This window comes from Bacteroides sp. 2_2_4 (assembly GCF_000157055.1).
Classification (GTDB): domain Bacteria; phylum Bacteroidota; class Bacteroidia; order Bacteroidales; family Bacteroidaceae; genus Bacteroides; species Bacteroides ovatus.
In genome coordinates this window covers 209,850-234,154 of sequence record NZ_EQ973356.1, presented here as the reverse complement: position 1 = coordinate 234,154, position 24,305 = coordinate 209,850, and the positions used below count along the sequence as shown (strand labels likewise).

Annotated in this window: 17 protein-coding genes; 16 read left to right on the top strand and 1 reads right to left on the bottom strand. The window is 40.2% G+C overall.

The window, feature by feature from the left end; all coding sequences use genetic code 11:
* From BSCG_RS23215 to BSCG_RS23275, 13 genes are all read left to right on the top strand, one after another.
* A partial coding sequence (locus BSCG_RS23215) for a PQQ-binding-like beta-propeller repeat protein (protein WP_083793642.1) occupies positions 1–1,516 on the top strand: 1,516 nt, incomplete at its 5' end.
* A gap of 6 nt (positions 1,517–1,522) precedes the next feature.
* On the top strand, positions 1,523–2,404 hold the full coding sequence (locus BSCG_RS23220; RefSeq protein WP_004310806.1) for a sugar phosphate isomerase/epimerase family protein: 882 nt from the start codon (positions 1,523–1,525) through the stop codon (positions 2,402–2,404).
* A gap of 1 nt (position 2,405) precedes the next feature.
* On the top strand, positions 2,406–3,464 hold the full coding sequence (locus tag BSCG_RS23225; RefSeq protein ID WP_004319543.1) for an MBL fold metallo-hydrolase: 1,059 nt from the start codon (positions 2,406–2,408) through the stop codon (positions 3,462–3,464).
* 20 nt (positions 3,465–3,484) lie between these two features.
* Positions 3,485–4,384, top strand: a complete 900-nt coding sequence (locus BSCG_RS23230; RefSeq protein ID WP_004305975.1) for a glycerophosphodiester phosphodiesterase family protein — start codon at positions 3,485–3,487, stop codon at positions 4,382–4,384.
* A 12-nt stretch (positions 4,385–4,396) separates the two neighbouring features.
* Positions 4,397–5,764, top strand: a complete 1,368-nt coding sequence (locus BSCG_RS23235) for an MFS transporter (protein WP_004310809.1) — start codon at positions 4,397–4,399, stop codon at positions 5,762–5,764.
* A gap of 206 nt (positions 5,765–5,970) precedes the next feature.
* Complete coding sequence (locus BSCG_RS23240; RefSeq protein ID WP_022199201.1) at positions 5,971–6,627, top strand: DUF2490 domain-containing protein; 657 nt, start codon at positions 5,971–5,973, stop codon at positions 6,625–6,627.
* Between the two features lie 306 nt (positions 6,628–6,933).
* Positions 6,934–8,838 carry a fimbrillin family protein gene (locus BSCG_RS23245; RefSeq protein ID WP_008774918.1) on the top strand — a complete coding sequence of 635 codons (1,905 nt, stop codon included), beginning with the start codon at positions 6,934–6,936 and terminating at the stop codon, positions 8,836–8,838.
* A gap of 73 nt (positions 8,839–8,911) precedes the next feature.
* On the top strand, positions 8,912–9,403 hold the full coding sequence (locus tag BSCG_RS23250; protein WP_004310812.1) for a PaaI family thioesterase: 492 nt from the start codon (positions 8,912–8,914) through the stop codon (positions 9,401–9,403).
* A gap of 245 nt (positions 9,404–9,648) precedes the next feature.
* Positions 9,649–10,500, top strand: a complete 852-nt coding sequence (hisG, locus tag BSCG_RS23255) for an ATP phosphoribosyltransferase (RefSeq protein WP_004310813.1) — start codon at positions 9,649–9,651, stop codon at positions 10,498–10,500.
* 29 nt (positions 10,501–10,529) lie between these two features.
* Entirely contained in the window at positions 10,530–11,819 is a 1,290-nt protein-coding gene (gene hisD, locus BSCG_RS23260; protein ID WP_008774917.1) for a histidinol dehydrogenase, read from the top strand.
* Entirely contained in the window at positions 11,779–12,876 is a 1,098-nt protein-coding gene (gene hisC, locus BSCG_RS23265) for a histidinol-phosphate transaminase (RefSeq protein ID WP_050427896.1), read from the top strand. Before hisD ends, hisC begins: the two co-directional genes overlap by 41 nt.
* 3 nt (positions 12,877–12,879) lie before the next feature.
* Entirely contained in the window at positions 12,880–14,004 is a 1,125-nt protein-coding gene (hisB, locus tag BSCG_RS23270; RefSeq protein ID WP_008643284.1) for a bifunctional histidinol-phosphatase/imidazoleglycerol-phosphate dehydratase HisB, read from the top strand.
* Positions 14,005–14,030: 26 nt separating this feature from the next.
* Positions 14,031–14,594, top strand: coding sequence for a dual specificity protein phosphatase family protein (locus BSCG_RS23275; protein ID WP_004315962.1), 564 nt, complete (start codon positions 14,031–14,033; stop codon positions 14,592–14,594).
* A 183-nt stretch (positions 14,595–14,777) separates the two neighbouring features.
* Here BSCG_RS23275 and BSCG_RS23280 read toward each other — a convergent pair whose 3' ends face one another.
* Entirely contained in the window at positions 14,778–16,703 is a 1,926-nt protein-coding gene (locus BSCG_RS23280) for an NAD(+) synthase (RefSeq protein WP_004310818.1), read from the bottom strand.
* A 645-nt stretch (positions 16,704–17,348) separates the two neighbouring features.
* On the opposite strand from BSCG_RS23280, the gene BSCG_RS23285 reads away from it, so the two are divergent.
* From BSCG_RS23285 to BSCG_RS23295, 3 genes are read left to right on the top strand one after another with little or no spacing between them, the layout of a single operon-like run.
* Complete coding sequence (locus tag BSCG_RS23285; protein WP_004310819.1) at positions 17,349–20,294, top strand: SusC/RagA family TonB-linked outer membrane protein; 2,946 nt, start codon at positions 17,349–17,351, stop codon at positions 20,292–20,294.
* Positions 20,295–20,312: 18 nt separating this feature from the next.
* The gene (locus tag BSCG_RS23290) at positions 20,313–21,842 is read left to right on the top strand and encodes a RagB/SusD family nutrient uptake outer membrane protein (RefSeq protein WP_004310820.1); all 1,530 of its coding nucleotides are present in this window, start codon (positions 20,313–20,315) and stop codon (positions 21,840–21,842) included.
* A gap of 21 nt (positions 21,843–21,863) precedes the next feature.
* Positions 21,864–22,778, top strand: coding sequence for a DUF4984 domain-containing protein (locus BSCG_RS23295; protein ID WP_004310821.1), 915 nt, complete (start codon positions 21,864–21,866; stop codon positions 22,776–22,778).
* Positions 22,779–24,305: the final 1,527 nt, after the last annotated feature.

Here is a 24,305-nt window from a genome sequence, read left to right as displayed (position 1 = left end):
TCGCTATCAGGTTACCGTGAATCCCGGTAATCAGATTATCAATCTGGATGATACTTCATTGGAAGAATACATCGTTGATGGTTTGACTAACGATCAGGAATATACATTCAATGTAGTCTGTGTTTATCCTACAGGCAATTCTATTGCGGTGGAAACTTCTGCTACTCCCGGATTGATCTATCCTATTCTCGCTAGTACGGAACTGGTTGTGTGGGAGCCTTCTACCTTTGCTTATAACGATATGTATTTCATGGCTGGTGAAGTGAAATCGGTAAGTTGGGATTTTGGTGATGGTACGACATCGGGAGAAAACAATCCGGTGCATGCTTTTACTACTACCGGTACTTATACAGTGGCTGTAACGGTGACTTATGTTAATAATACCACCGAGTCGGGCAGTCTGACTGTCACGGTCGGCAATTATAAATGGAATTCTGTCGATTTGAACTTCGGTGGACTTACCGGATATGTAAAGACCTCCAATCCGGTGTTCTCTCCGGATGGAAAAACAATGTATATCCCGACATCTACTCCTGCGGGTCATTTATTTGCTATTGACGTAGTGAGCGGTGAATTCAAGTGGGTGTTTGCTATCAGTCAGATAACTTATGGCGGAGGTGCGTTGGTGGCTCCTGATGGTACAATCTATCAGTGTGTAAGAAATGCCACTATTAATAATGTATATGCTATTAATCCGAACGGAACTCAAAAGTGGGCAGTAAAATTGGATGCTGCGATAGGAGCTTTCCCTGCATTGTCGGCCGATGGTGTTCTTTACTGTCTCACCAATAAGAGTACGTTGTATGCGCTGGATGCATCCAGTGGTGCTATTAAATGGCAACAATCGCTTGACGGAGCAACCGGTAGTGCTGTGGCTATTGATAAAGCCGGAAATGTTTATGCAGGTACAAGTGCAGCCATTTATTCTTTTAAATCGAATAAAGAGCAGAATTGGAAATTGGAAGAAGTGAATGTGACAGAACAGGCTACGTTTGCTTTGAAGGATCAGGTACTTTATGCGACTTTGAAAAACGGAGGACTCGTTGCTGTTGATATGACAAACGGAACAAAGAAATGGACGTATCCGACTACAAAAGGAGATGCTTATTTCCCGATTGCTGATAAAAATGGCAATGTCTATTTTACTGAAAAAGGATCGCAGACTGTTCATGCAGTAAATGCCAGCGGATCTAAAATCTGGGAGAAAAATGTGGGTAACAATTTGAACTACAGTGGAGGTGCTTTGAGTACGGATGGTATTCTTTATATAGGTACCCAATCGAATAACAAAGTGCTGGGACTTGACATCACTAATGGAAACATTGTTTTTGAAGAGACTGTGGGACAACAGGTCATGGCAGCTGTTAGCATTGGTCCGGACAGACGGCTTTATTGCGGAACGATCGGATCTAATAATATCGGTTCGATAAAGGCTTTTGCTGTCAATAAGACATTAGCAACAGACTCCTGGAGTATTCGTGGTGGTGATATTCAAGGTACAAACCGTCAAAAGTAAGCGATAATGAGAGTTCCTGTTTTTATCTTATTTATGGCGATGACAATGGGTTTATATGCACAGAAATATAAAGTAGGTACGACTACAGCTTTGTGGAAAGTACCTGCTTCCACAGACTTTTCTCAAGCCCGGTCTGTGGGGGTAGAGTATGTGGAAGTAGCATTTAACCAGTGTTATAGAGGAGTTCCGGCAGATGAAGTTGTTCCTCGTATCCGGGATATGAAAGCAAAAATTGATAGTGCCGGTATCAAGGTCTGGTCTATACATCTTCCTTTCTCACGCACGTTGGATATATCGGTGCTGGATGAAAAGAAAAGGAAAGAAAATGTAGATTTTATGGCGGAGATGATTGGACAGTGCGCTCAGTTTCAGCCGAAATGTTTGGTACTGCATCCTAGTTCCGAGCCTATTGCTGACAGTATTCGGGCACAAAGAATAACTAACGCTTCCAGGTCTATCGCTTATCTGAAAAAATATGCGGATCAAATAGGAGCACAGTTGTGCATCGAAAATCTGCCGAGAACTTGTCTGGGTAATACTCCTGAAGAGCTTTTGGAAATAATCAAAGATACTCCGGGTGTGAAGGTTTGTTTTGATACCAATCATTATACTAAAGGGACGACAGGGCATTTTGTAGAAACTGTTGGTGAACGTATAGGTACTATACACGCTTCGGACTTTGATTTTGTCAACGAGTGTCATTGGCTTCCTACACAAGGTGACATTCAATGGGGAAAGTTAATGCATGCACTCGAAGGAATCGGCTATGAAGGGGTTTTCATGTATGAAGCTACCAAAGACCATGAAAACGACAATACGCGTCCGACACCGGAACGGGTGGTTGAGACTTTCAATAAAATAATTAATGACTATAAAAATCAGAAATAAGATGGATATAATAAGAAAAATACAATATTTACTGTTTTGTCTTTTGGCAATAGGTTTTGTTGCTTGTGATGATGATGACAACAACAGTACCGAAACTGGTCATGAAGGAATTCTTACGCAATTGGCAGAGGAAGTAGATGCCACTGCACAACAGTTGTGGAGTTCTTCTCCTTTGATTGTCAATACCGGACGTACCACTACTTTGACCAAGATCCAGGGATATGCGGATAAGTGTAAAGATGATTATTTCATCAGTTATCTGAATGGCTTCGATCAGGCAAGTACGAGTATGGAAAAGTGTGATCCGATTATCTATTTTTATCGGAGTGCATTTGATCGTGTAATGGATGGAATTAAAAACTCAAAAGTAGAAAATGGTACGGCAGCGATCTGGTTACTCTATAATATGGGGTATGTGGTAAAAACTCCGTCAGGATGTTTTGCTATTGACATTTCTCATCGTTGGGCGAAAGAGCTGGCACCTTATATTGATTTTCTCTGTGTTACACACAAGCACTCCGATCATTATAGTAATGATCTTATCCAGGCTATGTTTGATTTAGGTAAACCGGTGTTATCCAACTATTTGAAAGACACGACATATCCTTATACTGCAAAGGGGGATAAAGATTATGAAATTGGAAAATTCAAGATTAAAACCTGTATCACTGACCATAACAATGCCGGGTTATCTAATTTTGTGACTGTGTTTTCGATCGATTGTGGGGAAGATACCGGTAATTTCGTTTTTATGCATGTAGGAGACTCTAACTATAAACCGGAACAATATACGAATCTGGCTTCTCATGTGAATGTTTTGATACCGCGTTATGCTCCCAATGCTCTGACCGAAAATAATATTCTGGGTTCAGGTGCGGGACAGGTGGAGCCCGATTATGTCTTGTTATCACATATCTTGGAACTGGCTCATGCAGGTGTTGATGAATCAAGATGGTCATTGGATATGGCACTCGAACGGGCTTCGAAGATTAACTGTGAACAGACTTATGTACCAATGTGGGGAGAAAAACTAGTCTGGAAAAACAATAAACTGAATTAAAATTCTTAATGCTTGAACTTATGAAACGGATATGTAACTTCATACTTCTTCTGTGTTTGGTGCAACTGGCTGTTGCTCAAAATAGAATAGCTGAAATCAGAGAAAATCTGCTGGGAAATCATCCAGATAAAATATTGGTTGTATCCCACCGGGCTGACTGGCGTAATGCCCCGGAAAACTCATTGCAAGGTATACAGAATTGCATTGATATGGGTGTCGATATGGTGGAGATCGATTTGAAACGAACCAAAGACGGACATTTAGTAGTGATGCATGATAAAACGATCAATCGTACCATGTCTGGAAAAGGACTGGTGGAAGATTATACATTGGCCGAATTGAAAGCAATGCGTCTTAAAAATGGAGTAGCTTGTAAGACAAGACATCAGATTCCTACATTGGAAGAAGTGATGTTGCTCTGCAAAGGTAAGATCATGGTAAATATTGATAAGGGGTATGATTATTTTCAGGAAGCTTATATTGTACTCGAAAAGACGGGAACGGTTGACCAGTGTGTTATCAAAGCCGGCCTTCCTTATGAACAAGTGAAAGCCGAAAACGGTGCTGTATTGGATAAAGTGATTTTTATGCCTATTGTACAGTTGCATAAAAAAGGAGCCGAAGCTATTATTGACAGTTACAAGACTCACATGAAGCCTGCTGCTTATGAGTTAGTGTTTGATAATGATAGTCCTGAGGTGCTTAACCTGATAAAAAAAGTGCGTGATACGGGTTCTAAGTTGTTTATAAACTCTCTTTGGCCCGAATTATGTGGTGGTCATGATGACGACCGTGCAGTAGAACTTCATCAACCGGATGAAAGCTGGGGATGGATCATTAATCAGGGAGCCAAATTAATTCAAACTGACCGTCCTGCCCTCTTATTGGAGTATCTGCGCAAAAAGAAACTTCACGACTAAATAGACTTTTTCATGTTGAAACAACTTATAAACTTTTACAAGGTCTCTTCACCGAGACCTTGTAACGGGGAAGCTTTGTCTTCATCCGGCTCACAACATCTTCATTCCGATGCCCGTCGTCTGAAATACCTGAAATGGTCTACTTTCCTTTCAGCCACTTTCGGTTACGGCATGTACTATGTTTGTCGTCTTAGCCTGAATGTCGTGAAGAAGCCCATCGTAGATGAAGGAATTTTCTCCGAAACGGAACTGGGAATTATCGGTTCGGTATTGTTCTTTACTTACGCCCTTGGAAAATTTACGAATGGTTTTCTGGCTGACCGTAGCAATATCAACCGCTTTATGACTACCGGTTTACTGGTAACTGCTTTAGTGAACTTGTGCCTGGGTTTTACCCATTCTTTTATTCTGTTTGCTCTCCTTTGGGGGATTAGTGGCTGGTTTCAGTCTATGGGTGCTGCTTCTTGTGTAGTGGGACTTTCCCGTTGGTTCACGGACAAAGAACGAGGTTCCTATTACGGATTTTGGTCTGCCAGCCACAATATCGGTGAGGCGTTGACCTTCCTAATTGTTGCGTCTATCGTTAGTGTATTGGGGTGGAGGTACGGTTTCTTCGGTGCCGGTATTGTTGGTTTGCTTGGTGCTTTAATTGTGTGGAAGTTCTTCCATGACACTCCCGAGAGTCAGGGCTTTCCTCCTGTAAATGCTCCAAAACAGAAAGAGGAGATGAGTGTGGTGGAAACGACAGACTTTAATAAAGCCCAACGCCAGGTATTGATGATGCCTGCCATCTGGATACTGGCTCTTTCGAGTGCTTTTATGTATATCAGTCGCTATGCTATCAATAGCTGGGGTGTTTTTTATCTAGAAGCGCAAAAAGGATATTCCACGTTGGATGCCAGCTTCATTATTTCCATCTGTCCGGTCTGTGGTATCGTAGGTACCATATTTTCGGGTGTTATTTCTGACAAGTTATTTGGCGGTCGTCGAAATGTTCCCGCCCTGATTTTCGGATTGATGAATGTTCTTGCACTTAGCCTGTTCTTGTTGGTTCCCGGTGTACACTTTTGGATAGATGTGTTGGCTATGGTTCTTTTCGGTTTGGGTATCGGAGTTCTCATTTGTTTTCTGGGTGGCCTGATGGCAGTCGATATTGCTCCCCGTAATGCGTCGGGAGCAGCATTGGGGGTAGTCGGCATTGCCAGTTATATTGGGGCCGGATTACAGGATGTAATGAGTGGTGTTCTGATAGAGGGGCAAAAGACGGTTCAGAATGGAGTCGATGTTTATGATTTCACTTATATCAATTGGTTTTGGATAGGAGCGGCTTTATTGTCTGTATTTTTCGCTTTATTGGTGTGGAATGTGAAGCCGAAGTAATGATTTGAATAACAATGCTTTATAAAAAGGGACTTTTCCCTTTTAAACCAACGGGTCGTTTCTTTTAAAGGAACGACCTGTTTCACACCGAGAAACAACATGTTCCTTTTAATGAAACGCAAACAGTTTTTCAGTATTATTTCAGTATCATGCTTTTTCTTTGCCGGAGATAATTTGTTATCTTTGTAACTTTAACCCGAAAATCAATGAGTAGAATAATATTAAATACTAAGACTTGGCTATTATTTGTGCTGTTGTTTGGAATATCATTTTCTGCATGGGCACAAAGTGACGATTTTAATACATGGACTAAATTCAAGGTAAACCATAAGATAGATTCCCGGTTTTCAGTTTCAGGTGATTTGGAATTGCGCATGAAAGATGATGTGAGTAAATTGGATCGTTGGGGGCTGACTGTTGGCGGAAGTTACCGACCCTATTCATTTTTGAATCTGGGGGTTGGCTATGAAACCCATCTTCGGAATTTGGGTGACTCGGACTGGAAGTTCAGGCATCGCTATCATATAACTGCTACTGTCAGTTTTCGTTATCAATGGTTGAAAGTAGCTGTAAGGGAAAGATTTCAGCAGACTTTTGATCGTGGCAACTCTGAAACTCGTTTGCGTTCCCGCTTGAAATTATCTTATGCTCCTACAAAAGGAATTGTTTCTCCCTATTTCTCTGTTGAAATCTATCAGAGTTTGGATGACGTTTCTTTTTGGAGAGCCGATCGTATGCGTTATCGTCCCGGAGTAGAAATAGCTTTGGCCAAACGTTGGTCGTTGGATGCATTCTATTGTTATCAATATGCATCTTCGCAAGGCAGACACATTGCCGGAATAGAAGTGGGATATTCTTTCTGAAATTAGCAGGCTCTTAATATAATAATGTGAGAGTTTAATTCTTTGTTCCTGACTAGTCGTTTGTAACTTGTTGATTGTTTGCGTTATAGATGAAAATGTGAAATTTTCCTATAGAAACTATACTCCGACTTAATATAATTATATACTTTTGCTTTCAAGACATCAAAATGATATCTTGAAATTGATGATTCCTCAGTACAACAGACGTGTTGTTCAGTATCCCATAACCGAAAGCGAATACTTCCTCTTATGCTATTCTTTCTGTTCAATCAAAAGTTTCTATTGGAAAATTAAAAAATAAATATGATGAAACTATTTTATAACCTACAAAGGGGCGTGGGTTTACTTGTTTTTTGTACTATCTTGCTTAGTGCTTGTGTGAACCATATTTCGGAGGAAGAGGAGGATAGTGTTAATAATGGAGATATTCCATTGAAATTTATTGCCGATATTCGTGAATCAGTTGGTACCCGTATGGCAAATAATAACTTTGCCGAAGGGGATGAAGTCGGTCTGTTTGCTCTTGCCGGAACCACTACAATGCAAGAAGAACGTTATGTGGATAATCTTCATTTCATACGTTCATCCAATGGTGAGTTTGAATCTAACGAGTCGGTATACTATCCGGATGATGGAGTTACATTGAATTTAATCAGTTATTATCCTTATCAAAAGAGTGGCGTGGGGATAGGGGAGAGCACCATGCAGGTGGCGGTTTCAACGACTCAAAATATTCCTGACGATTATTCACATTCTGATTTCCTAATTGCTTCTAAAGATGAGGTCTTAGCCAGTAAGGAGGCGGTCGCTCTGACCTATAATCATCAGTTTTTTCGTCTGAAAATTGTTCTTATTCCTGGAGAGGAAGAGAATATAGAAGAAATACTATCTGTGAAACCTACACTTTCGGTGAGTGGCTTTTATACTAAGACCATTTATGATTTTCAGAAGAAAACATTCTCTGCCTATTCTGAAGAGAAAGATATTACTCCTGCAGGAGAATGGGAAATAAAAGACGGTCGACTGGTAGGAAAAGAGCTTATTTTGATCCCTCAAGAGGCGACAGCCGGATACCAATACATAACATTGGAAGCTGCCGGCAAACTATATACCAGTTTATTACCATCCACTTTACAATTGGAAAGTGGAAAACAGAGAGAGTTGGAAATAACGTTTGTATCGGCCGAAGATATATTAATGAGTAAAGTGAACGGAGAAATCGGGGATTGGGATGGAACAGAAGTGGATCATACCGAATCGGGTATTTTGCATAAATACATAGATGTATCGAAGCTGACTTTTGAAAAATCGAATGTGTACAAAGTGATACATTCGGGAAAACAAGTAGCCGAAATATGTAAAGAGTATCTTGTTACTCCGGATTTTTCTTCTCAAGCGATTGTTGCCTATCCGATGAAAGAAGACGGTAGCGTTAATTTATCTCAAGGGATTGTAGCACAGTTATTAGGAAAATCAGGAAAAGTAAATGGTGGAAGTGTATCATGGAATATGGAAGATCATTCATTAACCTATGTGGATGGCACCTTATTGGCTCGTCATAATGTTTATGTGCTGGCAGACGGAACAATCTCCTTATCAGTAACACTGGCAGATGATGTGTTACCTGTTTTGGCACAGGAAGATATTGTTCGTGATGTTCGTGGAGGAGTCATCCATAATTATCCGCTAGTGAAGATCGGAACTCAATACTGGATGAGGAGTAATTTGGAGACATCTTTATATGTAAACGGTGATGCGCTCCCTAAATTGAATCAGGTAACAGCAAATATAGCCGGATATTTGCAATCTACTACAGAGCATTATTTTTATACCGCTAATGTTGCGCTTTCCGGTAGGATCTTGCCAACTCACTGGAGTATACCGAATTGGGAAGACTGGAATATTTTAAAAGACTACTTGAAGGGGGAAGCTTCTTTGTTGAAGTCAGGGACCTGGTTGTCCCTGAAGACGGAAGAACAAGTGCAACCTGCAACTAATTTATCCGGTTTTAATGGTATTCCTGTAGGAATGTATGTAGGGGCTTTTCAAGCAGATTATGAGAACAAACATTTGGCATATTGGACATTGGACAATACAAATGCCACCATCGATACTAAGGTTTTCTACATGAAAAGTGATACGAATATCATAGAAGAATCTAATGCGGGTATTGATACGAAAGCTTTCGCTATTCGTTGTATTAGAAAGTAAATCAGTGAAAATTGCATCTCCTTTTCATAAATTGCTTATATTTGGGAAGTAAAACTAACTAAAAGAGAGAACTATGAAGAAGATAATAAATCCCTGGAAGGGTTTGGAAGGGTACAATTGTTTCGGTTGTGCTCCTAATAATGAAGCTGGAGTAAAAATGGAATTTTATGAGGATGGTGACGAAGTAGTGAGCATTTGGAAGCCACGTCCCGAGTATCAAGGCTGGATTGACACTTTGCATGGCGGTATTCAAGCAGTTTTGATGGATGAAATCTGTGCGTGGGTGGTGCTTCGTAAACTACAAACGACTGGAGTGACTTCGAAGATGGAAACCCGTTACCGAAAATCTGTTGATACCAAAGATTCTCATATAGTATTGCGCGCCTCTATTAAAGAAGTGAAGCGGAACATTGTCATTGTTGAAGCAAAATTATATAATGAGGATGGAGAAGTATGCACAGAATCGGTTTGTACCTACTTTACTTTCTCGAAAGAAAAGTCGAAAGACGAAATGCATTTTACGAAATGTGATGTAGAGCCGGAAGAGATATTGCCTTTAATTTGAAATAAAAACTCAAGTTTTTGTGATAAATGTTTGGTGGTTTCAAACAAATGCTTTACTTTTGTCGCAGTTAATAAAAGAAATATGAAATATACAACTACACATCATCATCATCATTTTCCTAACGAATAATCGGTGGGCGTGGATGATATTGTGTATAACTATATAAACGATAACTAAGGCTTGCCGAATACGGTAAGCCTTTTTTATTTCTCAACGCATATTATAATTAAAAATTAAATAAAGTCATGTTAAGAATCGCAGTACAAGCCAAAGGACGTCTCTTCGAAGAGACAATGGCACTTTTAGGAGAGTCGGATATTAAGTTGAGCACTACAAAACGTACCTTATTGGTGCAGTCTTCCAATTTCCCTATTGAAGTTCTATTCCTTCGTGATGATGATATCCCGCAGACAGTGGCTACCGGTGTGGCAGACTTGGGAATTGTTGGCGAAAATGAATTTATGGAAAAGGAAGAAGATGCGGAAATCATCAAACGTTTGGGATTCAGTAAGTGTCGCCTTTCATTGGCTATGCCGAAAGATATTGAATATCCCGGTTTGTCATGGTTTAACGGTAAGAAGATCGCTACTTCTTATCCGGTTATTCTTCGCAACTTCCTGAAGAAAAATGGTGTAAATGCTGAAATTCACGTGATTACCGGTTCTGTAGAAGTGTCTCCGGGAATTGGATTGGCTGATGCTATTTTTGATATTGTAAGCTCCGGTTCTACGTTGGTAAGTAACCGTTTGAAAGAAGTGGAAGTCGTAATGAAGTCGGAAGCATTGCTGATTGGCAACAAGAATATGAGCGACGAGAAAAAAGAAGTGCTCGAAGAACTGCTGTTCCGCATGAATGCAGTAAAAACAGCCGAAGATAAAAAATATGTATTGATGAATGCTCCGAAAGATAAACTGGAAGAAATCATTGCTGTATTGCCGGGTATGAAGAGTCCTACGGTGATGCCGTTAGCACAGGAAGGCTGGTGCTCTGTCCATACAGTACTTGATGAAAAACGTTTTTGGGAAATCATTGGAAAACTGAAAGGACTGGGAGCAGAAGGCATTTTAGTACTGCCAATTGAAAAGATGATTGTATAAATATATAGGCATCTAATAAAATAGTAACCATGAGATTGATTAAATATCCCTCAAAAGAACAGTGGACGGAACTTTTGAAACGTCCGGCACTGAATACGGAAAATTTGTTCGACACTGTTCGCTCTATTATAAATAAGGTAAGAGCAGAAGGTGACAAAGCCGTCTTGAAATATGAAGCTACTTTTGATAAAGTCACCTTGTCTGCGCTTGCTGTGACTCCTGAAGAGATACAGGTTGCCGGAACATTGGTAAGCGATGAACTGAAAGCAGCCATCTCCCTGGCAAAACAAAATATTGAAACCTTTCATGCTTCCCAACGTTTTATCGGAAAGAAGGTAGAAACAATGAACGGTGTGACTTGCTGGCAAAAATCGGTAGGAATCGAAAAAGTGGGATTGTATATTCCGGGTGGAACAGCACCACTTTTCTCAACTGTATTGATGTTGGCTGTTCCGGCTAAAATTGCAGGATGCAAGGAAATCGTACTTTGCACGCCTCCCGATAAGAATGGAAATATTCATCCGGCTATTCTTTTTGCTGCGCAACTGGCAGGTGTCAGTAAAATATTCAAGGCTGGTGGTGTGCAGGCTATTGCCGCTATGGCCTATGGAACGGAGAGTGTACCTAAAGTATATAAGATATTTGGTCCAGGTAATCAATATGTGACAGCTGCCAAACAGTTGGTAAGCCTGCGTGATGTAGCTATTGATATGCCTGCCGGTCCTTCTGAAGTCGAAGTTCTGGCTGATGCATCTGCCAACCCGGTTTTTGTAGCAGCAGATCTTTTGTCACAGGCAGAACACGGAATAGATAGTCAGGCTATATTGATTACCACTTCCAAGAAGCTTCAAACAGAAGTAATGGCGGAAGTAGAACGTCAATTAGCCGAATTGCCCCGTCGTGAAATTGCTGCAAAATCATTAGAGAATAGTAAACTGATTTTAGTAAAGGATTTGGATGAAGCATTGGAACTGACTAACGCATACGCGCCGGAACACTTAATAATAGAAACGGAAAACTACATGGAAGTAGCAGAGCGTGTAACAAATGCCGGTTCTGTTTTTCTTGGATCGTTAACTCCCGAAAGTGCCGGTGACTATGCTTCCGGAACAAATCATACCTTGCCTACCAACGGTTATGCCAAAGCATATAGCGGCGTCAGTCTGGATAGTTTTATCCGCAAGATTACGTTTCAGGAAATTCTCCCGGAAGGAATAAAGGCTATTGGTCCTGCTATTGAGGAGATGGCGGCTAACGAACATTTGGATGCGCATAAAAATGCGGTCACAGTTCGTCTCAAAGCAATTCAAAATTCATAATTTAAAATTTAAAGAAGTGAAAACATTACAAGAATTAACCCGGCCGAATATCTGGAAATTAAAGCCTTACTCTTCGGCACGTGATGAATATAAAGGAGTCACCGCTTCTGTTTTCCTGGATGCAAACGAAAATCCGTACAATACGCCTCACAACCGTTATCCGGACCCTATGCAGTGTGAACTGAAAACATTGTTGTCGAAAATTAAGAAAGTATCTCCCGAACATATTTTTCTCGGAAACGGCAGTGATGAAGCCATCGACTTGGTCTTTCGTGCTTTCTGTGAACCGGGTAAAGATAATGTAGTAGCTATTGATCCTACCTATGGAATGTATCAGGTCTGTGCCGATGTAAACGATGTGGAATATCGGAAAGTATTGTTGGATGATGACTTCCAATTCTCTGCTGACAAATTGCTGGCAGTTACCGACGAGCATACCAAACTGATTTTCCTTTGTTCGCCTAATAATCCGACGGGAAATGATCTGCTTCGTTCCGAAATAGAAAAGATTCTTTGTCAGTTTGAAGGATTGGTAATGTTGGATGAGGCTTACAATGATTTTTCTAAAGCTCCGTCTTTCCTCGAAGAGTTGGATAAATATCCCAATCTCGTCGTATTCCAGACATTCTCCAAAGCCTGGGGATGTGCTGCTATCCGTTTGGGAATGGCTTTTGCTTCCAAAGAGATTATTGATATTCTTAGTAAAATCAAATATCCCTATAATGTCAACCAGTTGACTCAACAGCAAGCCATCGCCATGTTGCATAAACATTATGAGATAGAACGTTGGGTGAAAACTCTGAAGGAAGAACGTGACTATTTGGAAGCGGAATTTGAAAAGCTTCCATGTACCATTAAACTGTTCCCGTCTGATGCGAATTTCTTTTTGGCAAAAGTGACGGATGCCGTGAAAATCTACAATTATTTGGTAGGTGAAGGAATTATTGTGCGTAATCGCCATAACATTTCGCTTTGCTGCAACTGTTTGCGTGTGACTGTCGGTACCCGTGTAGAGAATAATACACTATTAGCCACCCTTAAAAAATACCCGGGATAATTTATGAAGAAGAAAGTATTATTTATAGATAGAGATGGTACGTTGGTGATCGAACCTCCCGTAGATTACCAACTCGACTCATTGGAGAAGCTGGAATTCTATCCGAAAGTATTCCGTAATTTAGGTTTTATCCGCAGCAAACTCTATTTTGAATTTGTGATGGTCACCAATCAGGATGGATTGGGTACATCTTCCTTCCCGGAAGAAACGTTTTGGCCTGCCCATAATCTGATGCTTAAAACATTAGAAGGAGAGGGGATTACTTTTGATGAGATTCTAATAGACCGTAGTTTCCCGGAAGATAATGCGCCCACCCGTAAACCACGTACCGGAATGCTGACGAAGTATCTAAATAATCCGGAATACGATCTTGCCGGAAGTTTTGTGATAGGCGACCGTCCTACGGATGTGGAACTTGCCAAGAATTTGGGTTGTCGGGCAATCTATCTGCAAAATTCACCTGAAACCCTGAAAGAAAAAGGATTGGAAGAAGTCTGCGCCCTTGCAACAACTGACTGGGATCAGATAGCCGAGTTCCTTTTTGCCGGAGAACGGAAAGCGGAAGTACGTCGTACAACCAAAGAAACAGATATTGATGTGGCTTTGAACTTGGATGGAAACGGCACTTGTGACATCTCTACCGGTCTTGGCTTTTTCGACCACATGCTCGAGCAGATTGGAAAACACTCCGGTATGGACTTGACGATCCGTGTAAAAGGAGATCTGGAGGTAGACGAACATCATACGATCGAAGATACCGCTATTGCATTAGGAGAATGTATTTACCAGGCTTTAGGTAGTAAGCGTGGAATTGAACGTTATGGCTATGCTTTACCGATGGATGATTGTCTTTGTCAGGTTTGTCTGGACTTTGGTGGTCGTCCCTGGCTGGTTTGGGATGCCGAATTCAAGCGTGAGAAGATAGGGGAGATGCCGACGGAAATGTTCCTTCATTTCTTTAAGTCACTAAGTGATGCGGCAAAAATGAATCTGAACATTAAGGCGGAAGGACAAAATGAACATCATAAGATAGAAGGTATTTTTAAAGCCCTTGCCCGTGCCTTGAAAATGGCAATCAAAAGAGATATCTATCATTTTGAACTTCCATCCAGCAAGGGAGTACTTTGATCTTTTTATAATAACAATATAGACTTATGCAGAAAAGAATCCTGTTAAGCCTACTTTTGGGAGTAATCTTCTCTATATCTATTTTTAGTCAGAATTTGAAAGTAGAGAAGATTACTCTTCCTGATAGTGAATTAACCAATCTGTACAAGATCGATTCGGGTGTATATCGTTCAGAGCAACCTTCGCATGAAGACTTTAAAGCTTTAGAAAAGTATGGTATTGGCGAAGCTCTCAATCTCCGTAATAGACATAGCGATGATGATGAAGCCGCAGGAACGAACGTAAAGCTTCATCGGGTAAAGACCAAAGCTCATTCCATCAATGAAGAACAGTTGATTGAAGCATTGCGTATTATAAAGAATCGTAAAGCGCCGATTGTTATCCATTGCCATCACGGATCAGATCGCACAGGAGCTGTTTGCGCACTTTATCGAGTGGTATTTCAGAATGTTTCAAAAGAAGACGCGATTCATGAAATGACTGAAGGCGGTTTTGGCTTTCATCGTATTTATAAAAATATCATTCGGAGGATTAAAGAAGCGGATATAGAGCAAATAAGAAGAAAAGTTATGTGTACAGAGGGATTTTAGTATGTAATTTTGTGCAGATACATGTCTTGCTAAAATGTTGTATCGAAGCTATGATGAGGCGTTATATTTTCTCAACTATTCTCACTGCTATGAGAAAAAATTCTCACTATAATGAGAAAATCTTCTCATAGTAATGAGTATTTTTTCTCATAGCAGTGAGAATAGTTTGATGTTTGTACTTCCCTATAAATTCTCTATTTCTTTAAGCCACATAGCTGAATTGGCATCACTAGGCATCCTCCAATCCCCCCGTGGACTAATAGAAATACTTCCTACTTTAGGTCCGTCCGGTAAGCAAGAACGTTTGAACTGCTGATTGAAGAAACGACGGAAGAAAGTGGAAAGCCATTTCTTGATGGTTTCTTCATCATACATATCTTTGAATGTCGTTTTTGCCAAATAGAATATCTTGGAAGGCCGGAAGCCGAAACGTAAGAAATAATATAGGAAGAAGTCGTGCAGTTCATAAGGACCTACCAAATCTTCTGTTTTCTGTTTAATTTCTCCGTTCTCATCCGCCGGAATCAATTCCGGGCTAATAGGAGTGTCTACAATATCAAGCAAAGTAGCTTTCGAGTTTTCGTCCATACCGTTTTCTGCCACCCATTGTACTAAATATTTCACAAGTGTTTTGGGAACACTCGCATTTACCCCGTACATGGACATGTGATCGCCGTTGTAAGTAGCCCATCCCAATGCAAGTTCGGATAAATCCCCTGTGCCGATAACCATTCCCCAAGTCTGATTGGCCACATCCATTAGTATTTGTGTACGTTCGCGCGCTTGCGAATTCTCGTATGTAACGTCATGTACATTCATGTCATGTTCGATGTCCTTAAAATGTTGGATGCAGGCATCTTTAATACTAATTTCACGGATGGATATACCTAATGATTTCATTAGATCGATCGCATTATGGTAGGTGCGGTCAGTCGTTCCGAAACCCGGCATCGTGATTCCGAGAATACCTTTCCGGGATAATCCCAGTTTATCGAAGGTCTTCACGCAGACGAGCAGTGCCAGTGTTGAGTCTAGTCCGCCTGAAATACCCACTACAGCTGTTTTGGCTCCGGTGTGAACTAATCTTTGTGCTAGTCCGGCCACTTGGATAGAGAATATTTCTTCGCAATGTTCATTTAGCTCAATTCCTTGTGGTACGAAAGGATGGGCATTGAACTTCCGGGTTAAGGTCAGTTCTTTGCTGTTGACAAATTCTGTTGCGATAGAAACCGCCTTCTTGTCTCCTAAATTTGCCTGATTAGCGGCGAAGGTAGTATTTATTCTGCGTTCTGCCCGGATGCGTTCCACATCAATTTCGCTGATAATCAGTTGCTCTTTCATACTGAAACGTTCGCTGCGTGCAAGCAGTGAACCGTTTTCATAAATCAGCCCATTACCGGCAAAAACCACATCGGTAGTAGATTCTCCAAAGCCACAAGACGAGAATACATATCCGGCAATACAACGTGCAGATTGTTGGCTGATGAGAGAACAAAGATAATTGTTCTTTCCAATGCCTTCATTATCAGCAGACATATTGAACAGAATTTCTGCTCCTTGCAGTGCCAATGAGGAACTTGGAGGTATAGTAGACCAAAGGTCCTCGCATATCTCAATGCCAAAAGTCGTATCTGAAGTCTCAAAAAGCAGATTTGCACCTATGGGAACGATTTGTCCACACAAGCGTACGTTGTTTGTAGTCAACTGAAGCGCTGATGTGAACCAACGTTGTTCGTAGAATTCTTTATAATTCGGCAGATAGGTCTTGGCTGCAACTCCCAACACTTTCCCTTTCTGAATCACTACGGCTGCATTGATTACTGTCGAATTGACAACGACAGGCATGCCAACAATAGAAATGATATCTAATTGACGGGTGTTATTCAGAATTTGCATCAGCCCCATTTCTGCTTCTTCCAGCAAAAGTTGTTGTCCAAATAGGTCACCACAAGTATATCCGGTGATACTCATTTCCGGGAAAATAATGATCTGCACTCCTTTTCCTTCAGCCACTGCAATCAGACTTTCTATCTTCTCTACATTGAATTTACAGTCAGCCACTTTTACGTGTGGCACGGCTGCAGCTACTTTTACAAATCCGTAGTTCATCTTATACCTTATTTATATATAATGGATGCAAAAATAGAAAATAGTTTTGAATAATTATCTTTTCTGTATTGAATCCTCTCAATAAGCTATTTTGTATGAGTTGTGATGTTGTTATTTGAGCAATTAAAGTAACTATCAAAATGAACGTTTATATTCAACTATCATTGAAATATGTTGTGGATTTATTTTCATTTATGGGTTTGTGTACTTAAATATGTATCAAAAAGATATAAGTGGAAATTTGGTATAAAATATGCGACATATTGTTTCTTTTATTTAAATATAATATATATATTTGTAGCCAAAATAAAACAATATTAGAAGTGTATAACACCTAAACAGAACAAGTGATATTAGTGTTTAATTTATAACTTAAGAGAGCAGATGGTCATACATTTAATTCACACAGCAGTAACACGAAAAATCTATTTGGATATTTGGCGCAATATTAAGAATTTGCCAAGTTAGTCTATTCCTATTCTATATTTATAGATAATAATAGCCTGTCCCAAGTCGGTGCAGAAAATGCATAAACCGATTTTGGGAAAGGAGTGTATTATTCTACGCAAAGACTGCGTATTCCTTATTGTAGATAAATCTATAAAAATAAATCAATTTCATTAATTTAAAATCAAAGTATCAAAGATGAGAAAATCAATTCTCTTGTTTGTACTCTTTACTCTGACAAGTATCCCCCTGTTGCTTTTTGCACAGGGTGGATATCAGGTAACGGGACACATTATTTCGGCGGAAGACAATCAGCCGATGATTGGTGTGTCTGTTTTGGAGAAGGGTACGACGAACGGAGTAATTACCGACATGAATGGTAATTACAGTATCACAGTGACGAAATCTCCCGCCACTTTGCAGTTTTCTTATGTCGGTATGAAAACGGTAGATAAGCAGGTGACTGCTTCTACTCGTATAAACTTGACAATGGAAAATGACGCGCAGATGGTGGACGAAGTAGTGGTAGTAGCGTACGGTGTACGTAAAAAAGGTACAATAGCCGGTTCTGTATCCACTGTGAGGGCGGAAAAAATGGAAAATGTACCTGCTGCCAGTTTTGACCAGGCATTGCAGGGACAGGCACCGGGATTAATGGTTATGTCCGGTTCTGGTGAACCGAGTGTAGCTGCTTCATTTCAGATTCGAGGTATCAATTCTTTGAGTTCGGGGACTTCTCCCTTGTTTATCCTTGACGGGGTGCCTGTATCTAGTGGTGATTTCAACACTTTGAACCCAAGTGATATCGAATCGATATCCGTATTAAAAGATGCCTCTTCTACCTCTATCTACGGAGCGCGTGCGGCAAACGGTGTGGTGGTGATAACTACAAAGCGCGGTTTGGCCCTAGACAAAGCTAAAGTAACATTTCGTACTCAATTGGGCATCTCTCAGTTGGCTCAGGATAAATGGAACCAGATGAATACTGAAGAACGTATTCTGTTTGAGAAAGAAGTGGGATTGGATAAAGGAAAAGACTATGATCTTCTTCGTAAAACCGATATTAATTGGCTTGATGTGGTATTTAATGACAAAGCTATGCTGCAAAATTATGAAGTATCGGTGAACCGTGCTACTGACCGTTTAAATTATTATGTGTCGGGTAACTTTTTTGACCAGGATGGAATTGCACAAGGGTCAGGATTCAGACGTTATAATATGCGTGCAAATGCAGACGTAAAAGCTAGTAATTGGCTTAAAGTTGGTACTACTTCCACTGTGTCTTATGAAGATATTGAACAGGCGCAGACTGGAGAATATACTTCAGTAACTCCAATTTCTGCTTCACACTTTATGATGCCTTACTGGAATCCTTATAATGAAGATGGATCGATAGCTTCAACTAAAGATGACAGTTGGACGGGAACCAATCAAAATCCGCTCGATTGGATGCGGAATAATCCTGTTAGTTATAAAAAATATAAAGTATTGTCCACTTTATATGCCGAAGTAAATCCCATTAAAGGCTTGACCATAAAGTCACAGTTTGCTGCAGATTATGCGCATATGACAGCGTTTAGACAATCCTTTCCGAGTTTTTCCACAAATAATGGTTCGGGGAATGCCGGGCGTAGTTCTAATGACAGATTGAGTCTGACAATTACTAATACTGCTAATTACATGTTTACATTGAGGGAAAAACATTCTTTTAATTTTTTATTAGGACAGGAAGGAGTAGATGCCCAGTCAGAAGGATTCTCCATTTCTATGAGAGGACAGAACAATGATCTTCTTACTAATATTTCGAATGGTACGCTAGCTGCCTCTTGGTCGGATACGGCGGCAGGAACCCTTTATTCCTATTCATACCTCTCTTTCTTCGGAAGAGGCGAGTATAATTATGATGGTCGCTATTATGTAGACTTTTCATTGCGTACTGATGCTTCTTCCCGTTTTGGTAAGGACAATCGATGGGGTGCTTTCTGGTCTGTCGGATTGATGTGGAACCTTAAGAAAGAAAAGTTTCTAAATGAGTGTAAATGGTTGACAACCACTCGTCTAGCTCTCAGTACGGGTACTTCCGGTAACTCGGATATCGGCTATTATGCATGGCAGTCTTTGGTGAAAGGCGGAATGGACTATATGGGTGAAACTGGTATTTACCCTGCTCAAAGCGGTAATCCCGATTTGAGTTGGGAGAAAACATGGACCACTAACTTGGCTTTGCATTTGGGCTTTTGGAACCGGATAAACTTGGACGTTGAGTTATATAATAAGAAGACTACGGATATGTTGATGGATGTTCCGCAGTCTTATGCAGTGAATGGTTCGGGAAGCCGTTGGGACAATATCGGAGCAATGGTCAACCGGGGTGTGGAAGTCATGGTGAACGGTGATGTTATCCGTACAAAAGATTTCTCATGGAATCTGAGCGCAAATTTCTCATATAATAAGAATAAAATTACCGAGCTCTATAATGGAGTAGATGAATACGAAATTGCAAGTACCAATCTTAAGTATGTGGTAGGTCGGTCATCTACTGAATTTTATATTAATCGCTATGCTGGAGTCAATCCTGCTAATGGCGATGCGTTGTGGTATACAAAAGATGGTGAGATAACAACAGAATTCAGAGATTCTGATAAAGTGATGACTGGCAAGAGCTTTGTGGCTCCATGGCAAGGTGGATTTGGTACGACATTAACGTGGAAAGGTATTTCACTGGCTGCACAATTTAGTTGGGTGGCTGATCGTTGGGTGTTTAACAATGACCGTTATCTGGATGAAGGAAACGGGCTGTTTGAAACATATAATCAGTCCCGTCGATTGCTTTATGACCGTTGGAAGAAGCCGGGTGACGTGACGGATATACCTCGTTATGGAGTTACTCCGCAAATGGATTCTCGCTTTTTGGAAGATGCCTCTTTTTTGAGATTAAAAAATTTGATGCTTAGTTACAACTTCCCTCAAGCATTGCTTAAAAAGACTAATTTTTTGACGCATTTGAGAGTGTTTGTGCAAGGACAAAATCTGCTCACATTCACCAAATTCTCAGGGCTTGATCCTGAAGGTGTGAGCAATATGTATCAGGCACAGTATCCTTCAACTCGCCAGTTTACTTTTGGTCTGGAAGTTTCATTCTAAACATATAACTATAAAACAATGAAGAATAAGATAAAGATTTATTTGTTGTTGATAGCTGTGGGCATTGGCTCCGTATCATGTTTGGACAAGTATCCCGACGATGCTATCCAAGCCGGCCAGGCTATCAAAACAGTGGACGATGCTAATCAGGCAATTATTGGCATCTATGCGGCATTTAAGGATGCTTCGCTCTATAGCGGACGTCTGACGTTGTTGCCCGATTTGCAGACCGATCTTGTGTATGCCGTTACCGGATATTCGAATCAATACGGTGATTTGTGGCGTTGGAATATATTAGCTACCAATGAAGATATCGAGGCTGTATATGGAGCTTTGTATGCTATTATTAATCGTTGTAACTTCTTGTTAGATTATATTCCGGGAGTACAGCAAAGCACGACGGACGATGACGCACTCGATAAACTGGAAATGATTCACGGTGAAGCCCTTTTTGCTCGGGCGTTGTGTTATTCCGAACTAATTAAGCTATTCTGTAATTCATATGAAAGTGATGGGGAAGCAGAAAATGAACTGGGAGTAGTGCTTACTTCTCATTATGATTCGGTAGACAATACCCGTCGTGCTTCGTTGAAAGATTCTTATCAATTTGTACTGGATGATCTTGAATTGGCTGCTGAATACTTGAAAATAGATGAAAACAGTGTGTCAAAGGACGACCTTTACAGCACTACGTATATTAATGAATATACGGTTTATGCTCTCCGTGCTCGGATTGCTTTATATATGAAGCATTATACTGAGGCAATCAAGTATTCCACCAAAGTCATTGACAGTGGTTATTATGTGCTTTCAAGTGCATCTATACAATATGGAAGTACCGGCCAGAGTTTCTATCAGTATATGTGGACGAATGATGCTTCGACTGAAATAATTTGGAAGGTGGGTTTTACACCTACTTCTTATGGCGGGGCTTTAGGTACAATATTTTTTAATTATGATTATTCAACAGTACGTCCTGACTATGTACCTGCAAAATGGGCCTTAGAATTATACGATCCGTACGATCTTCGTTTCTCAATTTTTTTCCAAACATATCTAACAGGATATCCACATGCATTGCAATGGTCATTACTTCAGAAATATTGGGGAAATACCACTCTCATGGAAAGCTATAACATTCGTCACGTCTCTATGCCGAAACCATTTCGATTGTCAGAGCAATACCTTATCCGTGCGGAAGCATACTGCTTTAAAAATTCACCCGACTACGGAAGTGCAGGCAAAGATCTCGGAACTTTATGTGCTGCGCGTTATTCTTCGTATAGCGGTGGCGTGAGTGTATCTGAGAAGAATGCTTTGGAGGTAATCGAACAAGAACGTGTGAAGGAACTTTATATGGAAGGTTTCCGTCTTCAGGACCTAAAACGTTGGCACAAAGGATTTGAAAGAAAGCCGCAGAGCGAGTCACTGGACAATGGTAGCAGTTTGAAAGTGGAGAAAGACGATCCGCGCTTTGTATGGCCTATTCCTCAAAATGAGTTGGATGCACCGGGATCAGACATTCAACCGAATGAAAGCAATAAATAATAGTTTTTAAAATCAATAAACATGAAAAAGATTTTTATTGGATTATCAGCCATATTCGCCTTCGCGTTCGGATTCACCGGTTGCGACACCGATTATGTTACATATAGCGGTCCCGATTATATCATGTTCTCCGATACATTGACCGTACTTCCGGTTCAAAACAATGAGGAGTATTTCGATATACCAGTGGCGGCTACCGAAGCTTGTAGCTACGATCGAACGTTAGGAGTGGAGATTTTGGATAAAAAGACGAATGCGGTGGAAGGGCGGCATTTTTCTCTCGAATCAAACACGGTGACCATCAAGGCGGGTGAGCGCACTGCGAATGTTCGCATACGTGGTATTTATGATAATATAGAGGTTACCGATTCGTTGGGAATGGTTCTCCAACTGGTCAGTAAGGAAGAATCTAAGTGGGAACTCTATGGAACCGAAACGAAGGTGATTTTGGAGAAAGTATGTCCGTTTGATATTCATTTGTTTGAAGGTTATGCTTTAATAGTAACTTCTACTTATTTTGGTTCGTATATGAAGGATGTAAGCCAGCGGTTAATTCGTACAAAAGTTGATCCCAATGCAGAAAACACTATCATTATGAAAGACTACTTCTATAAAGGATATGACCTCAAAGTGAAGTTTACTACCAACGACCTGCTTAATCCGTTGATTGAAATGGAAGATCAACCGTTTGCTTCTACTATGGAAGCTTTTGATACAATTTATGGTGATTGGGAAGTGTGGGCATATCAATCAGGGTATTACCTCTCTTATTATAGTAGTTGTGAAAGATTTATTTTCCAGTATATGACATTACATGTACCAGGTATGCCTGCTGGAAAAGATGAAGTCGGTACTTACATAAATGTAGTGAAATGGGTCAGTGATGACGAAGCGCAAATTCTTATCGAAGAAGGCGTCAATAATTCATTAAAATAATAATAAAAAATAGAAATATGAGAAAGTTTAAACAAAGAAACTTGGTTGCGCATATACGGAAGTTCAGTTTGGAAAGCTGTTTCACGGCTCTGTTCATGGCGTTATGCATTAGTGCTTGTTCGGACGACGACGATGCAGCAAAAGTGGTTTTTCCCGAAAAACAAACTGTCAATTGTGTATATGGTGATACAAAAGAATTGAATTTTGAAGCGAATGCCAACTGGCAGTTGACTTCTTCGGCTACATGGTGCCGGTTTATGAATGATGGTCATGAAGATTATTCTTTGTCGGGAACTGCTGGAAAGCAGACTGTGACATTAAAGATTACCGATGAAGTTGTGGCGTTCGATGCACCTACCGTTGCTCATTTGACTATGATGATAGGAGCGGATAAGGCGATTATTGCTGATGTGGTGCGTGATAATAAAACGCGTGAATTGAAGATTTACGATATGGAAGGCAATGAAATCCAAGAAATAGAAGTCGGATATGATGATTATAAACCTTTTCAAGTAAAGGCTAACTTCCGTTTTGCTGCAACTAACAGACCGGAATGGTTGGAGGTAGCCGGCAATGCTATTGTAGGTACTGTAAATGAAATGACAAAAGGTGAGGTCAAAGTGATTGATAATCCTCTGTATGCAAAGTATGTACAAAATGGTACATTGACTTTTGCCGACGAAGATGGGGTTATGTCTTATTCATTCCCTTTGGTATATAAAGGTATGGATCCGAAAAAAATTAAGATACTTAACTCTAATCCTTGGAATTGGGAAGTGTCATTGGATGGCAAGACATTCATACAAACAAGCAGTGCAGGAGCCAGTGCTTCTACTACAACTTCTACTTATAATAAATTTATACCCTATACCGTGCAGGCTTTGAATGATGAAGTAGTTCCGGTGTACATTCAGAAAGTGGTTGAATATGGAATGGTGCAGATGAAAATTGGAGAAGAAGATGGAGTGGACTGGATAAAACTTGAAGATGATAAAAAAGGTAATTTGCGATTGAAAGTCAATGATTCTTCTGAAGAAAGAGAAGGATACGTGTTACTATTACCTCAAGCGTTATATGATGAAATTAAAGATGAATTATGGGAAAATTTGATAGAAATGGATATGGAAACATACGAACAGGATATCAAATATACTTATCAACAAAATAATCTTTTGATTAATTTTGTGCAGAAAGAGAAAAAGCAAGAGGTGGCACAGGCGTTTAAAGTGACTTACTTTGATTCAAGTTGGAATACACAAGAAGCTATTTGTACGAAGGTTACTGATACCGATATAATAAATTTATATCCAGATGTAAGTGATATTTATACTATGGAGTGGCCTTCTGCTCAAGGCGGGGTTACCATTGATCCATTAGAGGGTGATTTCGAATTAGAATGGAATTTTAAAGTAATGCGTAATGGTGAAGATATAACTTCGGAAAAAATTTGTGAAGGTAGTGATACATCATTGAATGCTTTTATTGAGGGTACTTTGACAGAAGAATTCAAACCCTTTCGGTTCCAAC

Excerpts from the sequence above, each read along its gene's own strand:
- hisB (WP_008643284.1), top strand. The coding sequence starts at position 12,880 with ATGAAGAAGAAAGTATTATTTATAGATAGAGATGGTACGTTGGTGATC.
- BSCG_RS23245 (WP_008774918.1), top strand. The coding sequence starts at position 6,934 with ATGAAACTATTTTATAACCTACAAAGGGGCGTGGGTTTACTTGTTTTT.
- BSCG_RS23295 (WP_004310821.1), top strand. The coding sequence starts at position 21,864 with ATGAAAAAGATTTTTATTGGATTATCAGCCATATTCGCCTTCGCGTTC.
- BSCG_RS23280 (WP_004310818.1), bottom strand. The coding sequence starts at position 16,703 with ATGAACTACGGATTTGTAAAAGTAGCTGCAGCCGTGCCACACGTAAAA.
- hisG (WP_004310813.1), top strand. The coding sequence starts at position 9,649 with ATGTTAAGAATCGCAGTACAAGCCAAAGGACGTCTCTTCGAAGAGACA.
- BSCG_RS23235 (WP_004310809.1), top strand. The coding sequence starts at position 4,397 with ATGTTGAAACAACTTATAAACTTTTACAAGGTCTCTTCACCGAGACCT.
- hisD (WP_008774917.1), top strand. The coding sequence starts at position 10,530 with ATGAGATTGATTAAATATCCCTCAAAAGAACAGTGGACGGAACTTTTG.
- BSCG_RS23290 (WP_004310820.1), top strand. The coding sequence starts at position 20,313 with ATGAAGAATAAGATAAAGATTTATTTGTTGTTGATAGCTGTGGGCATT.
- BSCG_RS23230 (WP_004305975.1), top strand. The coding sequence starts at position 3,485 with ATGAAACGGATATGTAACTTCATACTTCTTCTGTGTTTGGTGCAACTG.
- hisC (WP_050427896.1), top strand. The coding sequence starts at position 11,779 with ATGCGGTCACAGTTCGTCTCAAAGCAATTCAAAATTCATAATTTAAAA.
- BSCG_RS23240 (WP_022199201.1), top strand. The coding sequence starts at position 5,971 with ATGAGTAGAATAATATTAAATACTAAGACTTGGCTATTATTTGTGCTG.
- BSCG_RS23225 (WP_004319543.1), top strand. The coding sequence starts at position 2,406 with ATGGATATAATAAGAAAAATACAATATTTACTGTTTTGTCTTTTGGCA.
- BSCG_RS23250 (WP_004310812.1), top strand. The coding sequence starts at position 8,912 with ATGAAGAAGATAATAAATCCCTGGAAGGGTTTGGAAGGGTACAATTGT.
- BSCG_RS23275 (WP_004315962.1), top strand. The coding sequence starts at position 14,031 with ATGCAGAAAAGAATCCTGTTAAGCCTACTTTTGGGAGTAATCTTCTCT.
- BSCG_RS23220 (WP_004310806.1), top strand. The coding sequence starts at position 1,523 with ATGAGAGTTCCTGTTTTTATCTTATTTATGGCGATGACAATGGGTTTA.
- BSCG_RS23285 (WP_004310819.1), top strand. The coding sequence starts at position 17,349 with ATGAGAAAATCAATTCTCTTGTTTGTACTCTTTACTCTGACAAGTATC.